This is a genomic window from Planococcus shenhongbingii (assembly GCF_030413635.1).
In the GTDB taxonomy this organism is placed as follows: domain Bacteria; phylum Bacillota; class Bacilli; order Bacillales_A; family Planococcaceae; genus Planococcus; species Planococcus shenhongbingii.
This window is the reverse complement of record NZ_CP129235.1, coordinates 2,928,830-2,946,378: the sequence shown is the minus strand read 5'-3', so window position 1 is coordinate 2,946,378 and position 17,549 is coordinate 2,928,830. Positions and strand designations below refer to the sequence as shown.

The window sequence follows — 17,549 nt, the reverse complement described above, 5'->3', positions numbered from 1 at the left end:
GGGGATTTAGCATGGCCATTAAAGTCATACACGCTGTTACCATTCCATTAAGTTTAAAGTTAATGAAAGGACAGTTAGCTTATCTGAAGAGAGAAGGTTATGAGGTACGGGCAATTTCTTCCGAAGGCGATTATATTCAGGTATTTGAAGAATATGAAGAAGCAAAAGTACTGACGGTGAATATGGAAAGAGAGATATCACTTATTCAAGATTTTAAGTCTTTGATGGCATGTATTCGGCTGTTCCGAAAAGAGCGGCCGGATATTGTCAATGCCGGAACACCGAAGGCGGGACTCATTGTAACACTGGCGGCATTCTTATGCGGAGTGCCCGTCAGGATTTATAATGTACTCGGTCTTAGATTGGAAACTACTGGCGGCTTGAAAAGAAAAATTCTGCATGCCGCTGAAAAGATTGCCGCTACTGCAGCAACAGATGTTCTGGCCGTATCTCCAAGTTTAAAAGAGCAGCTGATTAGCCTGGGGATTGCTCCGGAACACAAAATCCGTATTTTGGGACAAGGAAGTTATAACGGATTTGATCTAGAAAGTTTCAAAATGACTGCGTCGCTGAAGTCGGAAATTGAGCAGATACGCCAGACTACGGGGCTGTCTAGTCAACATACGGTGCTTGGGTATGTGGGAAGGTTGACCAAAGATAAGGGAATAGAGGAACTGGTTGAATCTTTTCTTTACTTGCATGAAACGAATCCGAATTTGCGATTGTTAGTTGTAGGGGATTTTGAAGAAGGAGATGCTGTCAGCAACGCTACAAAAACAGAAATAATGGAAAACCCTCATATTATATACAGGGGTTATCAGCATAACCCAATTCCATTTTATTTTTTAATGGATATATTTGTATTCTTAACTAAACGTGAAGGATTCGGAAATGTTTCTTTAGAAGCTTCTCTTGCAGGCGTTCCAGTTCTTGCAGCAGATGTGACAGGTGCAAGAGATACGGTGGTCCTAGGGGAAACAGGGTTGCTGGTTGATCCAGAAAATGTGAATAAGGTAATTACCCAATTAGATTACCTTATTGCGAATCCGGATCTTCGAAAACAGATGGGGGTACAAGGAAAAAAATGGGGAGAAGAAAACTTCAGCAATGAAACAATATGGCACGAGATGGATGATTTTTATCAAAAAACGTTAATCGAGCGAGCGGGTTTTATTGAAGAAACAAGTTGAACAGGCAAATAAGCACAGTGCTCAGCGTTAAATTGAAAAGCAGGATGGGGCTGTCCGATAAGTCTATTATTAGACTTATTGGACAGCCCCTTGCTTCTAATAAAGCGTAAGTTAATACTATTGCACCTGCATCGCTGCGCTAGCTTCGTCGCAATGGAGTAGTCCCAAATTACTTTTGGGACAACTCCTTTTCTATGATTTTAAGGCAAGATGAGTTATTATTGTGTCATTTGATTAACTAATAAAAAATAAGAGGTGCAGTTGATGGAGTATTATGCAGTGCTACTGCCTATGGCAAATCAGGAGAAAAGTGAAAGATTCAGGCCTCAGCATTTGTCTTTTTTGGAATCGATGCGCCAGGCTAAACATGTGAAGGCAAATGGCAAGTTTACAGATGGTTCAGGAGGACTCGTCATTTACCGTGCTGCTTCTTTTGAAGAATGTGAGTCTTTTGTTAAACAGGACCCGTACATACAAAACGGTGCACGGAATTACGAGATACATGAGTGGGATGCGGTTTGGGCTGAATAGGAAGTTTTACAGAAGTGACAGAGCGAGTTTATGCTATTGAGTATTCCCATCAAGTCAGAAATAGTTTTATGCAAATTTTTGATAAACAAAGCCGCTCTCCAGTTAAAAGGAGAGCGGCTTTGTTGTTTTTACTTCGCCATAGCGTAATCGGAATTCGATTCTTTCGGGCTTGGCCCATAGGCGTTGCTGCCTGGCTGGCTGTCCAGTAAGGAAAAAATAAATAATACAATCCATCCGATAATCGGAATCAAGGCAATCAAAATCCACCAGCCGCTTTTGCCGATATCGTGAAGCCGGCGGATCGTAACGGATAGACTAGGTATGATAATGAGAAGAGAAAATAGTCCGGAAAGAAGTCCCATACCTTCAGCTAGATTAAGCTCAGCAATTGCATCTACTATAGAGAGGACAATATTGAAAATTGCACTAAATAATACGAACATCCAATACTCTCTGCGTCTAGAACGACCTCTGAAGACAAATGCTTTTTTAAATACATTAATAAATTCATTCATAATTTTCACCTCACTTTAATGATTGGAACTCAACTGATTATAGCAACAGGAGTTTTATTTGACTAGATGATATTTACAAATATTTAACCATAAATGGTATTATTATACATATCATTAAGTTTAATTAACTGTATAGAATATTTGATAGTTGGTTTTAGTTTATCGCCTTACTCAACTAACGAGTTAAAATATTGCTTTTCATCTTTTCTTCTTAAAGTTTAAATCGTTCTGAGTTAGGCAATAATATTTACTATGGCTTTTAAGAAAATGAAGGCGTATTTTAGAAATAGGAAGTGACAAGGATTGAAAAAGGCAAAGGCGTTATTAATGGGATCACTGATTGTGAATCTATTGTTTATTGGAGCAGCCGGTTTTATTCTGTATAAACAGGGCGGAATTCCATTTATAAAAGAACAAATTGGAAATGCAGCTTCACCTCAGGAGTTCCCGGATTACTACCTCCAGAAAAAAGATATTTTCGAATCGCTGAATCCGCCTAAGCCCGACAAAGTGTTTGTAGGCGACAGCATCACGGATCACGGTGAATTTCAGGAGTATTATCCGGGTCAAGTAGTTTTAAATAGAGGGATTGCAGAAGATACATCTAAAGGGGTTTTAAACCGAATTGATGAAGCCGCGAAGCGGAATCCCAAAGAAGTTTATCTTATGATTGGCATCAATGATATCGCTGCAGGAGTAGAAGCTGATTCTTATCGCAGAAATATAGAGAAAATCATTCAGTCTTTTGATGAAAATTCTACAAAGGTCATTCTCCAATCGATTCTTCCAATCAATAACCAAGATTTCAATAATGAGATTTCAAATGAAAAAGTCCACCAGTTCAATAAAATACTTCAAGAAGTTGCTGAAGAAAATAGCTTAGATTTTGTAGATCTACATACGGCTTTTGAAGCGCCAGATGGCCAATTGAAGAAGGAAATCACGATTGATGGCATCCATCTTAAAGGTGAAGGTTATGATATATGGTTTGAGCAACTAAGCCAATAATAGACCGTAAAACACTTTCATATTGAAAGTGTTTTTTATTATTTTCAGCTTCTACTCTTTTCTTTTCAATTATAGTAAGATGAAGTTTATTATTGTTTTTTATTAACAATTTTTTCTTGTTAAAGTAAAATTCAAGTACATTTAAAAAAAGAGAGAGTAAAATGGCGCAGTAAAAAGGAGTTCATATAGATGGTTGATATTTTTTTATGGGTGATTGGAATACTCCTGGCATTTCAGTTTATCTTACTGGTGGGTTTAATAATATGGAAAACACGTACACTATCTGCTGACCAAAAGCTGCAATTGGAAGTGGAACGTTTGCTTCCTCAATATAGGAAAGTGATAAAAGGAACACTGACAGAACAGCCAGAGCTTCCAGCAGGTGTGCAATTTCAAGCTGCAGTTATTGAAAGAATTCTTGATATACTGATGTCTGAAGCTGAGCCGATAGATGAAAAGCTGAAGGTGGCAGAACTAGCAGAAGAAAATTTAAGCACTTATTATAAAAAGGTTTTAAAAAAAGGGAAATGGGCTGAGCGGATCAACGCTTTGTATTTTATAGAAGATTTCCGGATGTTTTCTCTTCGTGAAGGAGTAGAATTGCATTTCAAAGGCTTACGGAAACAAGACGAAGAATACCGTCAAAGCCTGCGTGCATCCGCCATTTTGCAAAATCCAATGGTGATCGATGTTTTAGTTGGCAATCGAATGTTGTCAGTGGCTTTTATTAAAGAGATTTTGTTTAGACTAGATGAAAACTTATTAACAGACTTATCACAGAGAATGGCTTTAAAAGACAATGCCTCAGAAAATCTGTTGTTTGCTTTCTTAACCATCAATGGCGAACAGAAAAACAAACTTTTCTTTCCGTTTGTTGAAAAAATGATGCTGGATGAAAGAAAAGAAGTACGCATCAAAGCGATGAAGAGCTTGTGCAATTACGAGAAACTGGAAGACCCATCAAAATTGTCGGCATTTTTTAAGTCGGAATTTTGGGAAGAACGGATGTATGCCGCAAAACTGACAGGTGCCTGCGGATTGAACGAATTCAAAGAATCTCTAATTGAGCTGTTTTCGGATCCGGTTTGGTGGGTCCGGTTTGCTGCGGCAGAAAACATTTACGGATTAGAAGATGGCACAGGATTGTTAAAGCACATTGGAGCAACAAGTGAAGATGCATATGCAAGGGATATTGCGAAGCATATGCTGACAAGAAAAGGCGGTGAAAGCCAATGAGCGGGTTATGGAGCACCATACTTGAAGCGGGTTCTTGGACCATCATCATCTATATGCTGTCTGCTAACTTAATTTATCTCGGGATGTTTTTGGTGGCCGGCCCGAAAATAAACCGGGAGAAGAAATTGAACCGTTTGGAACAAATCGAAGAAATGATGATTAACAAAGACACATACCCCGTTTCTGTACTGGTGCCGGCATATAATGAGGAAGCCGGTGTATCCAGCACTGTACAGTCCTTGTTGTCGTTGAATTATCCGCAATTTGAAGTAATCGTCGTTAATGATGGATCGACTGATTTAACAAGTGAGAAACTGATTGAACCGTTTCAGATGGCGCCGATTGAGCTTGCGACGCGCAGCTATTTTAAGACTGGCAAACTAAAAAAAGCCTATCAATCAAAGCTTTATCCTAATTTATTTTTAATTGAAAAAGAGAATGGCGGCAAGGCGGATGCTCTAAATGCAGGCATCAATTTTTCACATTATCCTTATTTCGCTGCAATTGACGGCGATTCTGTACTGGAAAAAGATGCTCTTTTGAAAACTGTGAAACCGATCATCGATTCTGGTGGAAAAGTCACAGCGACAGGAGGGACAGTCCGGATTGCCAATGGATGCAAAATTAATAATGGAGTTATAGAAAAGGTTCAGCTGCCGAAACGTTCGTTGGAAATTATGCAGATTATTGAGTATTTCCGTTCATTCTTAATCGGACGCCTCGGATTCAGCAGAGCTAATATCCTGTTGATCATATCTGGAGCTTTTGGGGTTTTTGAAAAAAGCCGTGTTATTAAAGTAGGAGGCTATAATCCCGATACAGTCGGTGAAGACATGGAATTGATTGTGCGCATTCATCGTTCGATAAAAGACGAGAAATCAGATCAGCGAATCGAGTACATTCAAGATCCCGTATGCTGGACTGAAGCACCTAGTACAATTGCGTCGCTTCGTACACAACGGATCCGCTGGCAGCGGGGTCTTGCAGAGACGATTTGGATCCATCGAAAAATGCTTTTCAATCCCAAATATAAAGGCATTGGAATGTTCTCCATGCCGTACTTTTTGTTCTTTGAATTATTAAGTGCTCTTTTCGAAGTGATGGGTTATGCAATTATCATCAGCGGTTTGCTGTTTTCAGTCGTGGATACCGAAATTATCGTTGTGATGCTTCTCGTCATGATCTTATATGGTTCGCTCTTATCTTCACTTGCTGTTTTGCTTGAAGAATGGACCTACCATAAATATCCGGAAAGAAAGAGTATTGTGGTTTTATTCATTTACGCTTTGACTGAAACTTTCTGGTACCGCATATTGATGAATTTCTGGCGTGTCCAGGGAATCATAGTTGCTATTACGAAGAAATCAGTATGGGGAGATATGGAAAGGCAAGGGGTCTTCTCGAAAGAAGAAGGCATATAAAAAAAAGAAAGTCCGCAATTGCGGACTTTCTTTTTTGTTATTCTATATTGCTGAACAAGTCCTGCAAGATGTAATAAGACTGTTTTAAACGTTCTTTAGACTTCGGCAATTCCCATTCTTCCCATGTGTAGCTGCCAGGCTGTCCTTCAGCAAAATAGTCAGTAATGGTGCCTTTCTTATCAGTCAAAGTGACAGCTGTATTAATGCCTTCTACGTTAATGGAAGCTTCTATGCCATCTTTCCGCATATCACCCATAAATTCCCGTTGGCTTGGGTCTTTGGCATTTAATAGCATCCATGGAATTCTGATTTCCAGAATTCCAGTTTCTTCCGAATAGTACCAGTCGTTCAAGGAATCATATTCTGCCGATTCCGGATCGGCAATGCCATACTTTAATATTCCAGTTTCATATGCAGAGAAAGGAAGGACTTCTCCTGTATCAGGACGGGTCACTTCTTTATTTAAAGCTAAACGAATTGGGTGGAATACCTTCGATAAGTCCTGCTTTGATTCAGGTATCATTTTAAGGCGTTCCGCATAATCGAAATAAAACGAGTCGTAGTTACCTGCCACTAAAAGCCGTGCAGAATCTTTACCGCTGATTTTCAAGTGGAAATCAGCATTGAACTTTTTGCTGGGTGCAGTTTCAACTGCAATGCCATTGTCTTCCCTTAGGTTGAAGTAAAGATTGAAATCTTGTTGGTCCCACCAATCTTTATCATTAAAATCGGCTTTGATGTAAAGATAGCGTTCGTCATGATCCATGGTGAACGAATTCAATGATTTTGTACCTTTTTCAAATATTTCCGTCCCGTCTTGCCAATCATCTTTGCCATCAACTTTTACTTTGTGCCGGTCAAAGCTGAGCAGACCAAATTGCTGTTCGTTGGTCTGGGCATTTGACCAAAACGGACGTCGGTCCGGATTGTCATAATCCATCGTATTCCATGTGCGCTTAAACCATTCATCTTGCCAAGTGAAGACTAAGCCTCCAAGCATTTCTTCGTTCAGGATATCTTCGTAAAGATGTTGGACGATTTCCCCTTGCTGTTGTTCAGAAATAAATCCTTGGTTCCAACCGAATGGGTTTTCGTGTGTTTTACCACGAGAAGCAGGGATGCCGAATTCCGCAATCAATATCGGCAATTCATGCGAATCGTTCAAATCCTTTAAATAACCGGCGTAGTTATTGCGTTCGCCTCTATGGTCGATAAATTCCGTATATTTTTTCTCGAGATTCAAGAAATCCGGATAATAGGGATATACATGATAAGACGCAAACATGCCCACTTCCTGAATGATGTCTTTCGATTTGATATGGTTTGGATCTACCGAAGCGATATCTTCCTTATCACTTGGTTCAGCAGGCTGATCCAAATTATCGGTAGTCACCCAGTTTGTAAAGCTTAAAGGACGCATGCTGTCGTAATTGCTCAATTCATATTCCGCAAGCGAGTCCAGCTGCATCGCGAGCCAATGTTCCATTGGATTGGCGTTTTTCGTGTAAATATGTTCGCCGTCATAATCGCCAAGGTCGGGATGAAGATGATTCATCTCATCAACCATGTCAGGGAACCATTCAATTCCAATGACCCAGCCAATAACATAAGGGGAGACATCTGCCTTATAGGTTCCGGCTGCATGGCCCGGCTTTTCTTTAACGGTTGCATTGCCATGTACGACATCAACAATTTTTTGGATTTCTGCTTGGAAATTTTTGGTGATATCTGCATCAAAAGCATCCAGTTTTTCAACGAGTGGTTCTTCATCCACCCAGACTCCATGGTACAAATACAGCGGCTCGTCAGCTGTTTCATTGTAACTTTTTAATGCTTCATAAAATGCCGGAGGATGAAGCGTATAAACCCGGATTGCATTGGCGTTCATTTCTCCAATTTGTTTGAACCAGCGGTCGTATTCTTCGCGGGTGATGGCGGCTTCTCCTGGAAAAGTACCAGGTTTTGCCATCCCGATATTAACGCCTTTAACCGTAAAAGGCTGCCATTTGCCGTCTTGATAAACTTCAAATGTTTGTCCGTTGATCCGGGAAGGATACTTGATGCCCTTGCTTTCCGCTTGCACAGCTGCAGCCGGTTCTATTGCTTTCCGGGATTCTTTCTGTTCTGTTTTTGCCAGGATGCTTTCCATCATCGGTGCATATGTTTTCCAGTAAAAAGCAGATTCTGACTCCATCGCTTTAAAGGACAAGAGCGACTGGATTTTAGCGAAACCGCTATACTGGTATAAATCCGGAATGTCGCCAATGTCGACAAAATCTCCTGCAAAGAAATAAATGTCTGCTTCATTTTTTTGCTGCTGCACAATTGCCGGGAATTGTGCAGGAATGCCATGTTCTTTCAAGATGGCAGAACCTTCATCCGTTAAGTCCCATTTATAGTCGGCCAGCACTGTTCCGTTGACTGCGGGTTCACTGATATCGAACCAGTATTGAAATGCAGGAGACTGATCCAAAGCGAACAGCTCTTTGCCTTGATCGTTGAACATGACTTGAATTCCTTCGGGACCAACGTCTCCTTGCTGTTCAGACAATACAACAATTTCTTCTTTTTTATCGTTGACCAGGACAAATCCTGGACCCTTATAGTTCCAGCTCTCTCCGGACTTTTTATAACGGGTGACAACCCATTTCGGCACTTCTTCTTCTGACGTGCTTAACTCACCAAAATACCGGCCGCTCCAGCCGGTCCAGTCGACGCCGAGAAAGTCAGTCATGTCCGACCGAACATCTTCTGTTGTAGGAGAGGCAAACGAATTGAACTCAACAATAAGGTCAGAGCCTCCTTGTGTGACTTGATCTTTGATCGTGTTCCATTCATCGATCTCTAATCCGCCATATAAAAGAGAAGGAGCATTTTCTTCTTGCGGCTCATTCCACGATAAATCTTCGTTATAAACGCCGTAAGTATCAGCCACATAAATCAAATCGGTTCCTGCCAATGAATCAGGCACTTCACGGATGTCATAGGTTTGTTTATTTTCATTTGGCACAAAACCGAAGTAATCGGAGTTATTTGTATATGTTGAGCCGTCAACTTTGACATAACGGTTGTGATTAAGCAGCCAGGTTAAGCCATGGTGCTCCCGATAATTTTCAGTTGGAACTGTTTTATCGATGATGGCGACTTGCAGCTGTTCTTTGCTTTGTATGCTCCAAATGATAAAAGGAAATGCCAGAACAATGATTAATGTAACGATTAAAAGGATAATTCTCCTCACGGATACGCCTCTTTTCTAATTAAATCTAAATGAAAACCTTGGAATATTATATCGTAAATTGACAAAGAATGGGTACAGAAATAGGTATTTTGTTTATTTAATATAGAAAAAATTTACTTTTAATAAGATGGCATTTAAATAAATTTTGTTATCCAAATCAAAAGTTGAATTTTGCGAAATGAAATCCGAAAATAGAGCCCATAGTATACTGAAAAGAGGAAGGTGAATGGCAATGGAAAATCTGATAGAAAAAGCGATTCAATTTGCAGCAGTCAAACACGCAGGCCAACTGCGCAAAGGAACGGATATTCCGTATATCAGCCATCCTTTCGCAGTGGGAATGATGCTCCAAAAAGCAGGAGAAAGTGATGAAGTGGTTGCTGCAGGAATATTGCACGATACTTTGGAAGATACAGCGACAACAGAAGAAGAAGTAAAAGTGGTGTTTGGCGAGATTGTGTTGGAACTCATTAAATCTGCATCAGAGCCTGATAAAACATTGCCGTGGGAAGACCGGAAACGCCATACGATTTCAAAGCTCGCCTCGCTTTCACGAAATGAACTGGCGATCATTACCGCCGACAAATTGCATAATTTAAGATCTATCCGTATGGACTTAGAAGATTTGGGAGAAGGCGTATGGGACCGTTTTAACCGGGGGAAACAGCAGCAAGCCTGGTATTACCTGGGAATTGCAGAAGCACTTGCAGAAGCACTTGCAGACAGGAGAACCGAGCTGCCGCTGCTTGAAGAACTTGAAAAAGAAATAAAACACGTATTTCCGGACAATCTAAAAAGCTGAGTGAAAGGATAGCCTTTCACTCAGCTTTTTGTATTATCTAGGGATAGTGAGAACTTGTCCGACCCGGATGACATACGGGCTAGGGATTTTATTGGCAGCGGCAATTTTAGCGACGGTCGTATTGTATTTTCTAGCAATGCTGTAAAGCGTGTCACCGGCTTTCACCGTATATTTAATCACTGCGGCAGGAGGAGGGGAGGCTTTTCCAGGAATCGTCAGCACTTGCCCGACCCGGATGATATACGGGCTAGGGATTTTATTGGCAGCGGCGATTGCAGCGACGGTCGTATTGTATTTTTTAGCGATGCTGTAAAGCGTATCCCCAGCTTTCACGGTGTATTTTGTTCCGCCAGCTGGCGGTGTAGAAGCAGGCAATTTGAGCAATTGGGAAACGGTCACAAAAGTATAGCCTTTGGCTTTCAATTTCGTAATCATTCCTTGAAGTGCACCAGGAGTTCCGGATGCGCCAGCTCCTGTATGCATTAAGACAATAGTTCCCGGCACGACGTTGTTTACCACTTTGTTCGTGATAGCAGTTGATGAAACGCCTTTCCAGTCCAATGTGTCAATATTCCACTGGATGGTATGCGTATAGCCGGCATTGCCGACGGCCGCTAGAACCTTAGCATTGCTTGCTCCAAATGGTGCACGGAATAAGGGCTTGGTCGATTTTCCGGTAATGCCTTTTATAGTGGCTTCCGTCTTATCGAGCTCCGCTTTCATCTGGGCAGCGGTAAGCTTAGTGAAATCTGGGTGCGAATAGGAATGGTTTGCGATTTGGTGGCCTTGTGCTGTGATGTTTTTAATCGGCTGAGGATGATTTTTTGCTCCGGAACCGGTCAGGAAGAAGGTAGCTTTAACTTTGTTGGTGGATAGGATTTGAAGGATTTTGTTAATATTCGTTCCATCGGATCCATCGTCAAACGTCAAAGCAATCACTTTGCTTGTTGTTGCACCTTTCGTGACATATTTGGAATTGGCTGCTTCAGTTTGCGGGGAAAAAGAAAACAATGAAAATAACACCAATAAAATGACGGCGGCGACTTTGAAAAACTTGCTTCCCACATAACTCACCCCTTTTTTCATAACCCTTAAAAGCTCAGGTATGTATAATACAGGCAAAAATGAGTAATGTGAACTATGTATGTGTTTTATATTTGAATAATCCGCGTTTTATCTGATTCGATTATATCACGACGAGTTCTGAATATATAGTTTTAATTGATCATAGTGACAATAAAATACTATGTAGTTTGGAAAATGATTTACAAAAAATCTGAAGAAGAGTAAGATTTCATTAAATTCCGAAAACTAATAGAAAAGGAGATGAATTTTGATGGCTGTCAATCAGAACCAGCCTAACAGCGAAACGGGCTATAAACAGGAACTGAAGCGGGCACTGACTTTTTGGGATCTAATGATTTACGGTCTTGTTTTCATGGTCCCCATTGCGCCTTTTGGCATTTACGGGATTATCGCTCAAGGTTCGAACGGCATGGTGGCTCTGGCATATCTGATCGGAATGGTTGCCATGATTTTTACAGCATTGAGTTACGCTACCATGTCAGCAGCTTTTCCAATCGCCGGATCGGTCTATTCCTATGCGCAGCGGGGCATCAATGATGCAGCAGGCTTCCTGGCAGGCTGGCTTATTCTACTCGATTATATTTTTGTTCCGGCTTTGTTGTATCTTGTCAGCGCGGCGGCACTCCATGATATTGTCCCGGAAATTCCGCTGCTGGTTTGGCTGGTCTTTTTTATCAGCATCAATACAGTGATCAACGTAATTGGAATTGAGTTCACCGCACGGGCAAATAAAATCATCATTGTGCTGGAATTGATTGTATTAGCCATTTTTGTAGCCGTCGGCGTATTTGCCATCGCCCAAGGAGTCAATGGAGCCGAATTTACGTTCAAACCGCTTTATGATGAAGACCAGTTTAGTTTAGGGCTTGTTATGGGTGCGGTATCAATCGCTGTTTTAAGTTTTTTGGGATTTGATGCAATTGCTACATTAGCGGAGGAATCAAAAGGAGGAAGAAAAGCGATCGGCAATGCCATTATCGTGTCCTTGCTGGTAGTTGGCGTGCTGTTCATTATCCAGACTTGGGTAGCTGCATTGATCTGGCCTGATTACACTACTTTTGAAAATGCCGACGTCGCTTTTTATCAGATAGCTGAAGTGGCAGGAGGACCTTGGCTGAAATGGCTGACCATCATTGCCACAGCGGTGGCTTGGGGAATTGCAGATGCCTTAGTCGCACAAGCTGCGATATCCCGGATTCTATATAGCATGGCACGCGATCGGAAACTGCCAAAAGTGCTTGCAAAAGTACATCCGAAATTCCAGACGCCTTATATCAGTACGATTATTGTGGCAATCATTTCATTGATAGTAACTGGATTTTTCGCAAATCGGATTGGTGAACTGGCATCGGTCATCAATTTTGGTGCGCTGACCGCTTTTCTCTTCTTGCATGTTTCTGTCATCGTTTATTTTATTGGCAAAAAGAAAAGCAAAAATTATTTTAAACATTTAATTTTGCCGCTCGTAGGATTTCTAATCATTGCGTATGTCTGGTGGAATTTGGACGCCTTATCGAAGCAGCTTGGATTTATCTGGCTGGCAATCGGCATTGTCTATTTGCTTTTCTTGAAATTGACAAAGCGGGATACGAAACTGAATTTGGGTGAGTGAGTACGGGAAAAATTTAGATAATAGCCCAGAAAAATCTGGGCTATTTCTTGTACAATAATTTTTTTGTAATTATAGAATCTGCATTGTGGGAGATGAGTGGATGGCAGGACATGTGGAAAGCATCGATGAATTGGATTTAAAAATCCTGTCGTTTCTTCAGGATGATGGACGGATGACATTTAAAGAAATTGCGGCACGGATTGGCGTTGCGGAAAGAACAATCCGGCTGCGTGTGTCAAGTCTGCGTGAAACCGGCGTACTGTCTATTGTCGGGTTGGTCAATCCGATGAAAGTCGGCTTGAATATTATAGCGGCAATCCATATTGCTGCTGAACGTGATCAATTGCAGCACTGTGCGAACGCGCTCATTGAAATGGACGAAGTAAGATATGTCTCGCTGATTACCGGTGAATACCATATTTTGTCAGAAGTCTGTGTGAGTTCCCATGAAGAGTTAAGCGAGTTTATCGCACAGAAACTGAACAAAGTCCCGGGAATCCTACGCACAAATATCATTGTGGAATTGAAGGTTTTGAAAAGTAAATTCAATTTTATGCGGGAACATAATGGATGAAGAACTGCCATTTAGTTTCTGCTGCTTGAGTCAATGTTGAGGTGTTTAATGTATTGACAGGCAGGGAAATGGCGTTTACATGAGCATTATATAAAGGGGGCAGTTGCATGACAAGGGGATTAGTCAGTAAAGAAAGTTTAGTTGCAACATTTTCGATCATCGGAGCAGATCCTGAAACCGGTGAAGTCGGGGTTGCTGTGCAGTCAAAATTTTTAGCCGTCGGCTCTATTGTACCTTGGGCAAAAGCGGATGTCGGGGCAGTAGCGACGCAATCATGGGCGAATACTTCGTATGGGCCTGAAGGACTGGCACTGCTTGAACAAGGGACGCCGCCAGAGGAAGTGATCGCGAAATTAGTGATGGATGATCCCGGAAAGGACTTGCGCCAAGTTGCCATCATCAATGCAAGTGGGGAAGCGAGCGCGTTTACAGGGAAAGAATGCTATGACTGGGCAGGCCATAAAGTCGGCAAGCATTATTCGGCGCAAGGCAATATTCTAGTCAGCGAAGAAACGGTCACTTCAATGAGCAAGACTTTCGAGAAGACAAAAGGCCCGCTGGCGGAACGTTTGCTTGCAGCATTAGCAGCGGCGCAGCAAGCAGGAGGTGACAGCCGCGGCAAGCAATCGGCAGCTATTTATGTTCTGCAAAAAGGGGCGGGCTACGGCGGCTATAATGATGTCAAAGTGGATCTCCGCGTGGATGACCATCCCGAACCGATTGAAGAACTGCAGCGATTGTATAAGTTGCATAAATTATATGGCATGCCTTCTGAGGAGTTTGTTGAAATTGAAGGCAGCGTTTTTGAAGAAATAAAAAGCCAGCTTATCAAATTGGGCTTGCTTGAACAAGGGGATCAGCGGGTATATGAAGGCGAAGTCCAGGAAGCGCTGAAGACATTTGCACTCCGCGAGAATTTTGATGACCGCTGGACGGAGGAAAGCAAGATTGACGAGAAGGTACTGGAGTTTTTGCGGAAGCAGTGAATTTATTGGAGCCCTCGGTGAAGAGATTCTTCATCGAGGGTCCTTTTTAGGTGAATGAATCGTATTTTCATGGTTGCTGGTCGTGTTTTCAATGTAACTGGCCGTATTTCTGCAACTACTGGTCGTATTCCGAAACCCCATACAAACAAAAAACCGCTCCAGCCGCAATGGCTGAAGCGGTTCTAACATTAATTCACTTGTTTCTTGCGGAATTTCGATACCACTTCATAAACGATTGGCACGATGACCAATGTCAATAACGTCGAACTCGTTAATCCGCCGATTACGGTGATGCCGAGGCCTTTTGAAATCAAGCCGCCGCCTTCTGCTCCGATTGCAAGCGGAATGAGTGCGCCGATTGTCGCAAGTGCCGTCATCAAGATCGGGCGGAGTCGGGTAGAACCTGCTTCAAGCAAGGCTTCCCGTGTGGTGAAACCTTCTTTTTCTTTATTGATAACGCGGTCCACCAAGACGATTGCATTGGTGACAACAATACCGATCAGCATCAAGACGCCGATCAAAGCGTTAACGCTTAAAGCTTCTCCTGAAATCCATAATGCCACCAATACGCCGATTACTGTGAACGGCAATGAGAACAGGATGGCAAATGGTGCCAATGCGCCGCCGAATGTGACCACCAATACGAAGTAGACGATGGCAATCGCTGCAAGCATCGCTAAACCGAGCTGGGTAAACGATTCGTTGATTTGTTCTGTAACGCCGCCATGGTCAATCGACACACCGCTCGGCAATTCCATTCCATTTACTTTTTCGTCCAGTTCTGCAGTAATGGCAGCTGCATCGTTGCCTAATACGTCAGCTGATAAAGAAGCGTACATCTGGCCGTCGCGCCGGCTGATGGTATCCGGAGATTTGCCTTCTTCAACTTCCATCACATCGCCGATGGCAACGGTTGTGCCGAGTGCAGTTGGGATCTGGACGTCCGTTACGTCTTTGATTCCAGCATAGTCTTCCCGCGGAACTTCCACATAGACATTAATATCTTTATTGTCATGCTTCACTGTAGTCAAAACAGGTGATTCGCCAGTACCTCTCAATGCCATGCCAATTTGTGCGGCCGTCAAGCCGGATTGCCCCAGGCTCTCCTGATCAGCGACCAAGGTGTATTGGTCATAAGCTTCTGTCAGGCTCGATTCGACTTTTTCCAAGCCTTTGTTTTCTTCCATCAGCGGCTGGATTTTATCGATAGCGGTTTGGATGTCTTCAATATTATCCCCATAAACGAACATTTCAATGCCGCTTGATCCGGTTGCAGAGAAGTCCATGCTTGCCCATTCACCGGTGCCGGTCTGGCTGTTCAATTCTTCAATAAGCTTTCCGCTTTCCTCACTGAAGTTTTCAAAGTCATTATCATATTCAATGAAGAACAGTGCAGAGTTGTTGCCGCCTCCGCCCATCGCAGCCATCGGGTTGCTGCCGCCAAGAGAATACTGATAAGTGGTTACGCCATCACGGGTGCTGATCATTTCTTCAGCGTCCAACGCGATTTGTTCCACATTTTCAAGTGTCTGTCCAGGTTCCGGGCTGTAGGTTGCCATGACCATCTTTTGTTCTTCTTCCGGCAAGAAGCTGACGCCAATGACCGGAATCAAGAATAAACTGGCAATCAGGACAACAGTAGCTCCTCCGAATGTAATAATTTTATGGTTTAATGTCCATTCCAGAATGCGGCGGTATCCACCAGCCAATTTCCCGGGACCGTGTGCTTTTTTCTTTGGTTTAATAGAATCCAAGTTTTGCAGCTGTTTGCCGTACATTGAATGGGCAAGCATCGGCACAATCGTAACCGCAACCAAGAGGGAAGCGGAAAGTGCGAATACTACTGCAAGAGCGAATGGCAGGAACAATTCACCGATTTGTCCATCGACTAATGCGAGCGGCAGGAATACCGCAATGGTAACAATAGTTGAGGAGAAAATCGGGATGAACATTTCCCTTGTTGCTTCGCGGATCAATTCTTTGCCGCGAAGTCGCTCGCCTGGCAGTGCCATGCGGCGATAAATATTTTCAATCACGACAATCGAATCATCGATGACTCGTCCAATGGCGACAGTCAAGGCACCGAGAGTCATGATATTCAACGTGATATCCATTTGGTTTAACAAGAAAATCGCCATCAATAGGGACAATGGGATAGAAATAATCGAAATGATTGTTGTTTTAAAGCTGCGCAAGAAAATCAAGATAATCACCACAGCGAATAAAATGCCGTAAAGCGCTTTGCTGAGCATTGTTTCAACCGATTGCTCAATTGGTTCTCCTTGGTCAAATGTCGTTGCAACAGTTAAGTCATACTCTTTCTCAAGATCAGAGGCAATGTCTTTTACTGCATTTACCACTTCCACCGTATTGGCATCAGGAGATTTAACGATTTGAATACCAATCGATTCCTCACCATTTGTCCGGGAAATCGATTCGGCTTCACTGACCACTTCAATATCAGCCAATTCACTGAGTGCAATGGTCGGTACTTCTGTAACAGCAGGAACTGTCGCGGCGGCTGCAGGATTCTGGGATGAATCCATGCCAGCAGAGCCGGGAGGCAGTTGTCCTGGAGCCATTCCACCAGCGGTTTGCTGCGGTACAGCGGGGATTTGCAATGCTTTCAGATCTTCCACCGTTGTCACATTGCCGTCGATCACAAGATTTTTCAACTCGCCATCAAAATTGGTCAATCCAAGGGGGAATGAAAGGTTGGAGCCTTGGATCAATTGCTGGATTGTTTCTTGTGTCATGCCGTATTGGGCCATTTTTTCTTCATTGAAGGTCATGGTCACTTTTTGGATGCGCTGACCGGAGATTTGTGCATCGGACAAACCTTCCACGCCTTCAAGTTCAGGCAGCACGGTATCTTCTACAGTAGCGGTCAGTTCTTCCAATGAATGTTTAGAATCGCTGATGCTGAGTGTCAGAATAGGAAATGCATCAAGGCTGACGCGTGACACTTCAGGTTCGTTGGCGCCTTCCGGCAATGAAATTTCAGAAAGTGCTGTTTCAACTTGGCGTGCTGCTTCATCCATGTCCGTTTCAAATGTATATTGGACTTGAATCGTTGCGGCGTTTGCCATAGAAGACGATGTCACCAGTTCAACACCGTTCATGTTCTGGATTCTTTGCTCCATCGGAATGGTCAATTCTTCAACGATTTCATCCGGAGCGGCTCCAGGATAAGTTGCCACTACCGTTAAAGCCGGCAATGTAATGCTTGGAATCGATTCTTGTTTCATCGTAAAGCCGGAATACAAACCTGCGGCGATTACCATGAAAGTTAGAATCCAAATAGCGAACTTATTGTTCAGGGAAAAATCAATGATTTTCTTCAATACCGG

13 protein-coding genes are annotated in these 17,549 nt (G+C 42.6%); 9 read left to right on the top strand and 4 right to left on the bottom strand.

What is annotated here, in order from left to right:
- Positions 1–11 precede the first annotated feature (11 nt).
- Entirely contained in the window at positions 12–1,190 is a 1,179-nt protein-coding gene (locus tag QWY16_RS14485; RefSeq protein WP_300989934.1) for a glycosyltransferase family 4 protein, read from the top strand.
- A 264-nt stretch (positions 1,191–1,454) separates the two neighbouring features.
- Complete coding sequence (locus tag QWY16_RS14480; protein WP_300989933.1) at positions 1,455–1,721, top strand: YciI family protein; 267 nt, start codon at positions 1,455–1,457, stop codon at positions 1,719–1,721.
- A 128-nt stretch (positions 1,722–1,849) separates the two neighbouring features.
- On the opposite strand, the gene QWY16_RS14475 is transcribed toward QWY16_RS14480, so the two are convergent.
- The gene (locus tag QWY16_RS14475) at positions 1,850–2,236 is read right to left on the bottom strand and encodes a DUF805 domain-containing protein (RefSeq protein WP_300989932.1); all 387 of its coding nucleotides are present in this window, start codon (positions 2,234–2,236) and stop codon (positions 1,850–1,852) included.
- Between the two features lie 303 nt (positions 2,237–2,539).
- Between QWY16_RS14475 and QWY16_RS14470 the strand changes: the two genes are divergently transcribed.
- The 3 genes from QWY16_RS14470 (at position 2,540) to QWY16_RS14460 (ending at position 5,901) form a co-directional block, all read left to right on the top strand.
- Positions 2,540–3,244, top strand: coding sequence for a DUF459 domain-containing protein (locus QWY16_RS14470; RefSeq protein ID WP_300989931.1), 705 nt, complete (start codon positions 2,540–2,542; stop codon positions 3,242–3,244).
- A 189-nt stretch (positions 3,245–3,433) separates the two neighbouring features.
- A complete protein-coding gene (locus QWY16_RS14465) occupies positions 3,434–4,480 on the top strand; it encodes a HEAT repeat domain-containing protein (RefSeq protein WP_300989929.1) in 1,047 nt (348 codons plus the stop codon).
- A complete protein-coding gene (locus QWY16_RS14460) occupies positions 4,477–5,901 on the top strand; it encodes a glycosyltransferase family 2 protein (RefSeq protein ID WP_300989928.1) in 1,425 nt (474 codons plus the stop codon). The genes QWY16_RS14465 and QWY16_RS14460 overlap by 4 nt, the downstream gene beginning before the upstream one ends.
- 37 nt (positions 5,902–5,938) lie before the next feature.
- Here QWY16_RS14460 and QWY16_RS14455 read toward each other — a convergent pair whose 3' ends face one another.
- Complete coding sequence (locus QWY16_RS14455) at positions 5,939–9,139, bottom strand: hypothetical protein (RefSeq protein WP_300989927.1); 3,201 nt, start codon at positions 9,137–9,139, stop codon at positions 5,939–5,941.
- A 226-nt stretch (positions 9,140–9,365) separates the two neighbouring features.
- Here QWY16_RS14455 and QWY16_RS14450 point away from each other — a divergent pair, with 226 nt between their 5' ends.
- A complete protein-coding gene (locus QWY16_RS14450; RefSeq protein ID WP_367281317.1) occupies positions 9,366–9,941 on the top strand; it encodes an HD domain-containing protein in 576 nt (191 codons plus the stop codon).
- Between the two features lie 33 nt (positions 9,942–9,974).
- Here the strand turns inward: QWY16_RS14450 and QWY16_RS14445 are convergent, their stop codons facing one another.
- Positions 9,975–11,006, bottom strand: coding sequence for a LysM peptidoglycan-binding domain-containing protein (locus QWY16_RS14445; RefSeq protein ID WP_300989926.1), 1,032 nt, complete (start codon positions 11,004–11,006; stop codon positions 9,975–9,977).
- A gap of 271 nt (positions 11,007–11,277) precedes the next feature.
- Between QWY16_RS14445 and QWY16_RS14440 the strand changes: the two genes are divergently transcribed.
- The 3 genes from QWY16_RS14440 (at position 11,278) to QWY16_RS14430 (ending at position 14,199) form a co-directional block, all read left to right on the top strand.
- Positions 11,278–12,639, top strand: coding sequence for an APC family permease (locus QWY16_RS14440; RefSeq protein ID WP_300989925.1), 1,362 nt, complete (start codon positions 11,278–11,280; stop codon positions 12,637–12,639).
- 100 nt (positions 12,640–12,739) lie between these two features.
- The gene (locus QWY16_RS14435; RefSeq protein ID WP_300989924.1) at positions 12,740–13,213 is read left to right on the top strand and encodes an Lrp/AsnC family transcriptional regulator; all 474 of its coding nucleotides are present in this window, start codon (positions 12,740–12,742) and stop codon (positions 13,211–13,213) included.
- Between the two features lie 107 nt (positions 13,214–13,320).
- Complete coding sequence (locus QWY16_RS14430) at positions 13,321–14,199, top strand: DUF1028 domain-containing protein (protein WP_300989922.1); 879 nt, start codon at positions 13,321–13,323, stop codon at positions 14,197–14,199.
- Between the two features lie 188 nt (positions 14,200–14,387).
- On the opposite strand, the gene QWY16_RS14425 is transcribed toward QWY16_RS14430, so the two are convergent.
- The gene (locus tag QWY16_RS14425; protein ID WP_300989921.1) at positions 14,388–17,543 is read right to left on the bottom strand and encodes an efflux RND transporter permease subunit; all 3,156 of its coding nucleotides are present in this window, start codon (positions 17,541–17,543) and stop codon (positions 14,388–14,390) included.
- Between the last annotated feature and the right edge of the window lie 6 nt (positions 17,544–17,549).

Bases quoted from the DNA above. Each gene is read 5' to 3' on its own strand.
- QWY16_RS14430 (WP_300989922.1), top strand. From the start codon at position 13,321: ATGACAAGGGGATTAGTCAGTAAAGAAAGTTTAGTTGCAACATTTTCG.
- QWY16_RS14435 (WP_300989924.1), top strand. From the start codon at position 12,740: ATGGCAGGACATGTGGAAAGCATCGATGAATTGGATTTAAAAATCCTG.
- QWY16_RS14440 (WP_300989925.1), top strand. From the start codon at position 11,278: ATGGCTGTCAATCAGAACCAGCCTAACAGCGAAACGGGCTATAAACAG.
- QWY16_RS14475 (WP_300989932.1), bottom strand. From the start codon at position 2,236: ATGAATGAATTTATTAATGTATTTAAAAAAGCATTTGTCTTCAGAGGT.
- QWY16_RS14485 (WP_300989934.1), top strand. From the start codon at position 12: ATGGCCATTAAAGTCATACACGCTGTTACCATTCCATTAAGTTTAAAG.
- QWY16_RS14480 (WP_300989933.1), top strand. From the start codon at position 1,455: ATGGAGTATTATGCAGTGCTACTGCCTATGGCAAATCAGGAGAAAAGT.
- QWY16_RS14460 (WP_300989928.1), top strand. From the start codon at position 4,477: ATGAGCGGGTTATGGAGCACCATACTTGAAGCGGGTTCTTGGACCATC.
- QWY16_RS14450 (WP_367281317.1), top strand. From the start codon at position 9,366: ATGGCAATGGAAAATCTGATAGAAAAAGCGATTCAATTTGCAGCAGTC.
- QWY16_RS14465 (WP_300989929.1), top strand. From the start codon at position 3,434: ATGGTTGATATTTTTTTATGGGTGATTGGAATACTCCTGGCATTTCAG.